This window comes from Streptomyces sp. AM25 (assembly GCF_058146165.1).
This window is the reverse complement of the sequence record NZ_JBKIWN010000017.1, coordinates 226,331-233,026: the sequence shown is the minus strand read 5'-3', so window position 1 is coordinate 233,026 and position 6,696 is coordinate 226,331. Positions and strand designations below refer to the sequence as shown.

Genomic DNA, 6,696 nt, shown 5'->3' with positions numbered 1-6,696 from the left:
GCCCCTGCCCCTGCCCCCGCCGCCCCCGCGCCGGAGGCCCGGCAGGCGCCGCCCGCCCGGCCCGCGGCCCCCGAGCCCCCGCCGGTCCCGATCGAGGAGGACGTCCCCGCCGAGGACGACCCCGACCTCGACGACACCGCCCTGAGCGGCCACGATCTGATCGTCCGCGAGCTGGGGGCGACGGTCGTCGAGGAGATCGCCAACGAGTAGCGCGGCCGGGTCCGCGCACGACTTCCGGCGGCATGGGGCGCGCCGCCCGGCGAGCACGTAGGCTCGGCTCCGAACCAGTCGTCGTCGACAGCCAGGAGCCGAACCATGTTCCCCGGTGGTGGCCAGCCCAATATGCAGCAGCTGCTCCAGCAGGCCCAGAAGATGCAGCAGGACCTCGCCGCGGCCCAGGAGGAGCTGGCCCGTACCCCCGTCGAGGGGTCGGCGGGCGGCGGCCTGGTGAAGGCCACGGTCACCGGGGCCGGCGAGCTCCAGGCCCTGGTCATCGACCCGAGGGCGGTGGACCCGGAGGCTGCGAGCCCCGAGGAGACCGCCGAGACCCTCGCGGACCTCGTCGTCGCCGCCGTGCGCGACGCCAACGCCTCCGCGCAGCAGCTCCAGCAGCAGAAGCTCGGCCCGCTCGCCTCGGGCCTGGGCGGCGGCGGGATCCCCGGTCTCCCGTTCTGAGGCGTTCCGAGGCGTCCGACGCGTTCCGAGGCGTTCCGACGGGAAGCGTCCGGCACAGCGGACGTAACGTACTTATAGAAGCAAAAGCGCAGAAGGAGAGCCCGATCCGTGTATGAAGGCGTGGTCCAGGACCTCATCGACGAACTGGGCAGGCTGCCCGGCGTCGGTCCCAAGAGCGCCCAGCGGATCGCTTTCCACATCCTCCAGGCCGAGCCGGCCGACGTCCGCCGGCTCGCGCACGCCCTGACCGAGGTCAAGGCGAAGGTCCGGTTCTGCGCGGTCTGCGGCAACGTGGCGCAGGAGGAGCGGTGCCGGGTCTGCCAGGACCCGCGCCGCGACCCCGCCGTCATCTGCGTCGTGGAGGAGCCCAAGGACGTCGTCGCGGTCGAGCGGACCCGGGAGTTCCGGGGCCGTTACCACGTGCTCGGCGGGGCGATCAGCCCCATCGAGGGCGTCGGCCCGGACGACCTGCGCATCCGCGAACTGCTGGCGCGGCTCGCGGACGGGTCGGTCACCGAGCTGATCCTGGCCACCGATCCGAACCTCGAGGGCGAGGCCACAGCCACCTATCTCGCGCGCATGGTGAAGCCCATGGGGCTGAAGGTCACCAGGCTGGCGAGCGGGCTGCCGGTGGGCGGAGATCTCGAATACGCCGACGAGGTCACGCTGGGGCGTGCCTTCGAAGGGAGAAGACTTCTCGATGTCTGACGCAACGCTGCACGATGCCAAGCGCGCTCCGGACGACTTCGCGGTCTCCGTGGCGGACTCGATCGAGAGCTTTATCGTGGCCGTCGCCGAGGTCTCCCGCGGCGACGAGCCGGACAGCGCCGTCCCCTTCCTGCTCCTGGAGATCTCCCAGCTCCTGCTCACCGGCGGCCGGCTCGGTGCGCACGAGGACTTCGTCCCGGACGAGCGCTACGAGCCCGACGTCGGCCCGGAGCCGGACGTCGACGAGCTGCGCGAGCGGTTCGCGGCGATGCTGGACCCGGTGGACGTGTACTCCGAGGTCTTCGACCCGTACGTGCCGCGCAGCGCCCCCGTCGCCAGCCGGATCTCGGACGACCTCGCCGACATCATCACCGACCTGCGGCACGGCATGGCCCACTACCGCGACGGCCGGGTGAACGAGGCCCTGTGGTGGTGGCAGTTCTCCTACCTCTCCAACTGGGGCCCCACGGCGTCGGCTTGTCTGCGCGCGCTGCAGTCGCTGGTGGCGCACGTCCGGCTGGACCAGCCGCTGGACGAGCTGGACGGCCTGGACACGGACGCGGTGGCCGAGGAGCAACTGGCCGAGGAGGCGGGCCGGGTCATGGCGGCGGAGATCGCGGGCCCGCTGGGGCTGCGGTCGGCGAAGTCCTGACGGAGCTCTGACGACAGGCTTTCCGGAGGCCTTTCCGAAGGCCTGTCGTACAAGGCGCGTCCGGCCGCAAATCGTCCGGGCCCGCGCGGGCCGCACGTCTCATCATGCGGCGTCACCATGGCCGATTCCTGCTGCTCGTTAGACTGCAGGCGACCGCAAAACACAGAGCTGCGAGGAGCGCACGTGGGCCTTGTCGTGCAGAAGTACGGAGGCTCCTCCGTTGCCGATGCCGAGGGCATCAAGCGGGTTGCCAAGCGAATCGTGGAAGCCAAGAAGAACGGCCACCAGGTGGTCGCCGTGGTTTCCGCGATGGGCGACACGACGGACGAGTTGATCGATCTCGCTGCGCAGGTATCGCCGATGCCTGCCGGGCGGGAGTTCGACATGCTGCTGACGGCCGGAGAGCGGATCTCCATGGCGCTGCTGGCGATGGCGATCAAAAACCTGGGTCACGAGGCGCAGTCGTTCACGGGCAGCCAGGCCGGTGTCATCACGGACTCGGTCCACAACAAGGCGCGCATCATCGATGTCACGCCGGGCCGGATCCAGCAGTCCGTCGACGCGGGCAACATCGCGATCGTGGCGGGTTTCCAGGGTGTCTCCCAGGACAGCAAGGACATCACCACGCTGGGCCGGGGCGGCTCCGACACCACGGCGGTGGCCCTCGCGGCCGCGCTGAGCGCCGAGGTCTGCGAGATCTACACGGACGTCGACGGGGTCTTCACCGCCGACCCGCGGGTCGTGAAGAAGGCCCGCAAGATCGACTGGATCTCCTTCGAGGACATGCTGGAGCTGGCGAGCTCCGGCTCCAAGGTGCTGCTGCACCGCTGCGTCGAGTACGCACGCCGTTACAACATCCCGATCCACGTGCGCTCGTCCTTCTCGGGCCTCAAGGGCACCTGGGTCAGCAACGAACCGCAAGGGGACGAGCCGATGGAGCAGGCGATCATCTCGGGCGTCGCACACGACACCTCCGAGGCGAAGGTCACGGTCGTCGGGGTTCCGGACAAGCCGGGCGAGGCCGCGACGATCTTCCGGGCCATCGCGGACGCCGAGATCAACATCGACATGGTGGTGCAGAACGTCTCCGCCGCGTCCACGGGCCTGACCGACATCTCCTTCACCCTGCCCAAGACCGAGGGCCGCAAGGCGATCGAGGCGCTGGAGCGGACGAAGGCGAAGGTCGGCTTCGACTCGCTGCGCTACGACGACCAGATCGCGAAGATCTCGCTGGTCGGCGCGGGCATGAAGACGAACCCGGGGGTGACGGCGACCTTCTTCGAGGCGCTGTCGAACGCCGGGGTGAACATCGAGCTGATCTCGACCTCCGAGATCCGGATCTCGGTCGTCACCCGTGCCGACGACGTGAACGACGCCGTGTGCGCCGTCCACACCGCGTTCGGCCTGGACAGCGAGAACGACGAGGCCGTCGTCTACGGAGGCACCGGCCGATGACGGCCGCCCGCCCGGAGGCCGGTGCCGTCGTCGGCACCGGCGCCGGGGACGGGCGCAGGCCGGCGCTCGCGGTGGTCGGCGCGACCGGCGCCGTCGGCGCGGTTCTGCTCGAACTACTCTCGCGCGGCGCGGACATCTGGGGCGAGATCCGGCTGGCCGCCTCGGCCCGTTCGGCCGGCCGGACGCTGTCCGTGCGGGGCGCGGAGAGCGAGGTCCGGGCGCTGGACGAGGGCGTCTTCGAGGGCGTCGACGTGGCCGTGTTCGCCGTTCCGGACGAGGTCGCGGCGCGGTGGGTGCCGGTCGCCGTCGCCAAGGGCGCGGTCGCGGTGGACACGTCCGCCGTGTTCCGGATGGACCCCGAGGTCCCGCTGGTGGTGCCCGAGATCAATGCGCACGCGGCCCGGGTGCGTCCGCGCGGCATCGTCGCCGGGCCCGGCTGCACCACGCTGCCGTTGATCGCCGCGATGGGCGCGCTCCATGCGGAGCTGGGGCTGAGCGAGCTGGTCGTCTCCTCGTACGAGGCGGTGTCGGGGGCCGGGCAGGCCGGCGTGGCGGCGCTCCGCGCGCAGCTCGCGGCCGTGGCCGGTACGGAGCTGGGCACGCACCCGGGCGATGTGCGGCGCACGGTCGGGGATGCGACGGGGCCCTTCCCGGCGCCGGTGGCCCTGAACGTGGTGCCGTGGGCCGGGTCGCCCGCGGAGGGCGGCTGGTCCTCCGCGGAGACCGGTGTGCGCGAGGAGTCCCGCAAGATCCTCGGCCGCCCGGACCTGCGGATCTCCGTGACCTGTGTGCGCGTACCGGTGATCACCGGGCATTCGCTGAGCGTGCACGCGCGGTTCGAGAACGCGGTGACGGTCGAGCGGGCGCACGAGATCCTGGCGAACGCCCCCGGCGTGGTGGTCTGCGACAGCCCGGCCGAGGGGGAGTTCCCGACGCCCGCGGACGTGGTGGGCACCGATCCCGTCTGGGCGGGCCGGGTGCGGCGTTCCCCGGACGATCCCCGGGTCCTCGACCTCTTCGTCTGCGGGGACAATCTGCGCAAGGGGGCTGCGCTCAATGCGGCGCAGATCGCAGAACTCGTGGCGGCCGAGCTGACCGCTCCGTAATATCGACGGGAAGTGTAAAGGTCGTGTGATCAACTCGTTGGTCCAGACCTCTTGAACTGGGCGGACGATCTGTTCGACGATGCGCTCCCCGACCGGCTGCAACCGCCGCAGGGCCGGGGAGCGTCTTTGTTGCCGTCCTCTTCGGCGGTGCAAAACGGCGGTGCAGAACCGGGGCATTGAGGAAGAGCTGGTACGCATGAGGGCATATGACGCCTCGTCATACGGTGCGTCGTCGACCGCGATGCCTTGCGCGTACAACCCTGACGGGGGGAAGCGTGTCCAACAGGCGTGGCAGAGGTCATCAGCATCGCAACCGCCCCGAGGCGCGGCAGCACCTCCGTGCGTCCGCGTGCCGGCTCGCCGGGCGGTATACCGGTGATCGCCCCCTGGTCCGCCCCCCGTCCCGCCCAGCTCCCGCCCCAGGTGCCCCAGCAGCGTGGGGACGCTGACGAGGCGATGGCAGCGGGCACCACAGTCGATCACCTCACCGAGACCTACCGGGCGCACTACCGGTCGCTGCTCGGCCTCGCGGCCCTGCTCCTCGACGACACCGCCTCCTGCGAGGACGTGGTGCAGGAGGCCTTCATCCGGGTGCACTCCGCGCGCAACCGCGTCCGGGACCCGGAGAAGACCCTGGCGTATTTGCGGCAGACTGTCGTGAACCTGTCCCGTTCCGCCCTGCGCCGCCGCATCCTCGGACTGAAGCTGCTGTCCAAGCCGATGCCCGACATGGCCAGTGCCGAAGAGGGGGCGTACGAACAGCTGGAGCGCGACCAATTGATCAAAGCCATGCGTGGACTGCAGCGCCGCCAGCGCGAGGTGCTCGTCCTGCGCTACTTCGCCGATATGACCGAGGCCCAGGTGGCGGAGACCCTCGGTCTCTCGCTCGGCTCGGTCAAGGCGTACGGCTCGCGCGGTATCGCGGCCCTCCGTGTCGCCATGGAGGCCCCTGTATGAACCGGCACTTCCCCGACGACGAGCGCCGGGATCCCGGCGGCGACGGTCCCCGGGAGATCGACGAACAGACGCTCCGGCGGCTCCTGCAGGGCGCCGTCGAGGACATCGAACCCGCCGAGGACGCCCTCGAGTACCTGCAGCGGGCCGTGCCCGCCCGGCGGACGCGCCGCCGGCAGGCCGTCGCGGGCGCGGTGGCCGCGGTGGTCCTCGGCGCCACCGCCCTGCCGGCCCTCATCCACGCCGCCACCACGGCCGACACCACCGACGACCACCAGGCCAACGCCGCCAGCAGCCACCAGCGCCCGCACGGCGGGACCGAGGGCGAGCACGGCAGGGGCGTGCCGGCCCCGGGCCCGCCGAACCCCACAGCGAGCCCCGACCCCGGCCGGCACGACGGGCACCGGAAGGAGGAGGACGAGGCGCAGCGGAAGGACGGCAGCACCGCGGGCCCCACGGGCTCCGCGCCCCTCCCCGGCCCCGAGCACCGGTCCACCCTCGCCGCCACCTCGCCCACCTGCGACCGCAACCAGCTCGGCAAGGGCTCCGGCGTCGTCGGCACCCCCGACAAGGACGGCCGTGTCTACGGCACCTTCCGCGTCGTCAACGTCTCCGGCAGCGTCTGCTCGGTGGCCGGCGAGGGCGTGGTCGCGGCCCACTCGGCGGGCGGCAGCGAGAACTCCCGGATCACCGTCGTGAACCACACCACCGGCGACGCCGCGACCGGACTGCCCGACCCGGCCACCGAGCCCAGCCAGGTCATCCTCCAGCCCGGCCAGGCGTACGAGATCAGATTCGCCTTCGTGCCGTCCGCCGACGGCGGGCCGAGCGGCTGCGCCAAGCCCGGCGTAACCACCCCGTCGCCCGCCAAGGACTCCGGCTCCGCCACCGCCGCGCCCCCGGCCGTGGCCGCGGACAAGTCGCAGGTCCAGGACGTCTCCTCGCCGACGCAGGCACCGTCCGGCGTGGTGCTGAGCCACACCCCGGACGTCGGGGAGCCCAAGGCCGCCGACGCCACGCTCCCCGACGCCTGCGCCGGGACGATCTTCCGCACCGGCGCCCTGGCGGCCGCGCCCACCGCCTGAGCGCTCCGCGGGAGCGCAGTGCGCCGACTGCGGGCTCGCCGTGGCCGGTCGCGCCCCCGCG

The 6,696-nt window shown here is 71.9% G+C and carries 7 protein-coding genes and 1 pseudogene; all 8 read left to right on the top strand.

Features of this window, described 5'->3' with window-relative positions:
- Nucleotides 1-210: pseudogene (locus ACLHRZ_RS24315) on the top strand (DNA polymerase III subunit gamma/tau); the annotation flags it as partial.
- Nucleotides 211-315: 105 nt separating this feature from the next.
- Nucleotides 316-675: a YbaB/EbfC family nucleoid-associated protein gene (locus ACLHRZ_RS24310; RefSeq protein WP_490420605.1), complete on the top strand. Its 360-nt coding sequence runs from the start codon at nucleotides 316-318 to the stop codon at nucleotides 673-675.
- 108 nt (nucleotides 676-783) lie between these two features.
- On the top strand, nucleotides 784-1,383 hold the full coding sequence (gene recR, locus ACLHRZ_RS24305; RefSeq protein ID WP_490420604.1) for a recombination mediator RecR: 600 nt from the start codon (nucleotides 784-786) through the stop codon (nucleotides 1,381-1,383).
- Nucleotides 1,376-2,035, top strand: a complete 660-nt coding sequence (locus ACLHRZ_RS24300; protein ID WP_490420603.1) for a DUF5063 domain-containing protein — start codon at nucleotides 1,376-1,378, stop codon at nucleotides 2,033-2,035. Before recR ends, ACLHRZ_RS24300 begins: the two co-directional genes overlap by 8 nt.
- Nucleotides 2,036-2,218: 183 nt before the next feature.
- On the top strand, nucleotides 2,219-3,490 hold the full coding sequence (locus ACLHRZ_RS24295; protein WP_490420602.1) for an aspartate kinase: 1,272 nt from the start codon (nucleotides 2,219-2,221) through the stop codon (nucleotides 3,488-3,490).
- Complete coding sequence (locus tag ACLHRZ_RS24290; protein ID WP_490420601.1) at nucleotides 3,487-4,596, top strand: aspartate-semialdehyde dehydrogenase; 1,110 nt, start codon at nucleotides 3,487-3,489, stop codon at nucleotides 4,594-4,596. The genes ACLHRZ_RS24295 and ACLHRZ_RS24290 overlap by 4 nt, the downstream gene beginning before the upstream one ends.
- A gap of 288 nt (nucleotides 4,597-4,884) precedes the next feature.
- Entirely contained in the window at nucleotides 4,885-5,553 is a 669-nt protein-coding gene (locus ACLHRZ_RS24285; protein WP_490420600.1) for a SigE family RNA polymerase sigma factor, read from the top strand.
- The gene (locus tag ACLHRZ_RS24280) at nucleotides 5,550-6,635 is read left to right on the top strand and encodes a hypothetical protein (protein ID WP_490420599.1); all 1,086 of its coding nucleotides are present in this window, start codon (nucleotides 5,550-5,552) and stop codon (nucleotides 6,633-6,635) included. The genes ACLHRZ_RS24285 and ACLHRZ_RS24280 overlap by 4 nt, the downstream gene beginning before the upstream one ends.
- The last annotated feature ends 61 nt before the right edge of the window (nucleotides 6,636-6,696 follow it).

Excerpts from the sequence above, each read along its gene's own strand:
- ACLHRZ_RS24280 (WP_490420599.1), top strand. The coding sequence starts at position 5,550 with ATGAACCGGCACTTCCCCGACGACGAGCGCCGGGATCCCGGCGGCGAC.
- ACLHRZ_RS24300 (WP_490420603.1), top strand. The coding sequence starts at position 1,376 with ATGTCTGACGCAACGCTGCACGATGCCAAGCGCGCTCCGGACGACTTC.
- ACLHRZ_RS24290 (WP_490420601.1), top strand. The coding sequence starts at position 3,487 with ATGACGGCCGCCCGCCCGGAGGCCGGTGCCGTCGTCGGCACCGGCGCC.
- ACLHRZ_RS24310 (WP_490420605.1), top strand. The coding sequence starts at position 316 with ATGTTCCCCGGTGGTGGCCAGCCCAATATGCAGCAGCTGCTCCAGCAG.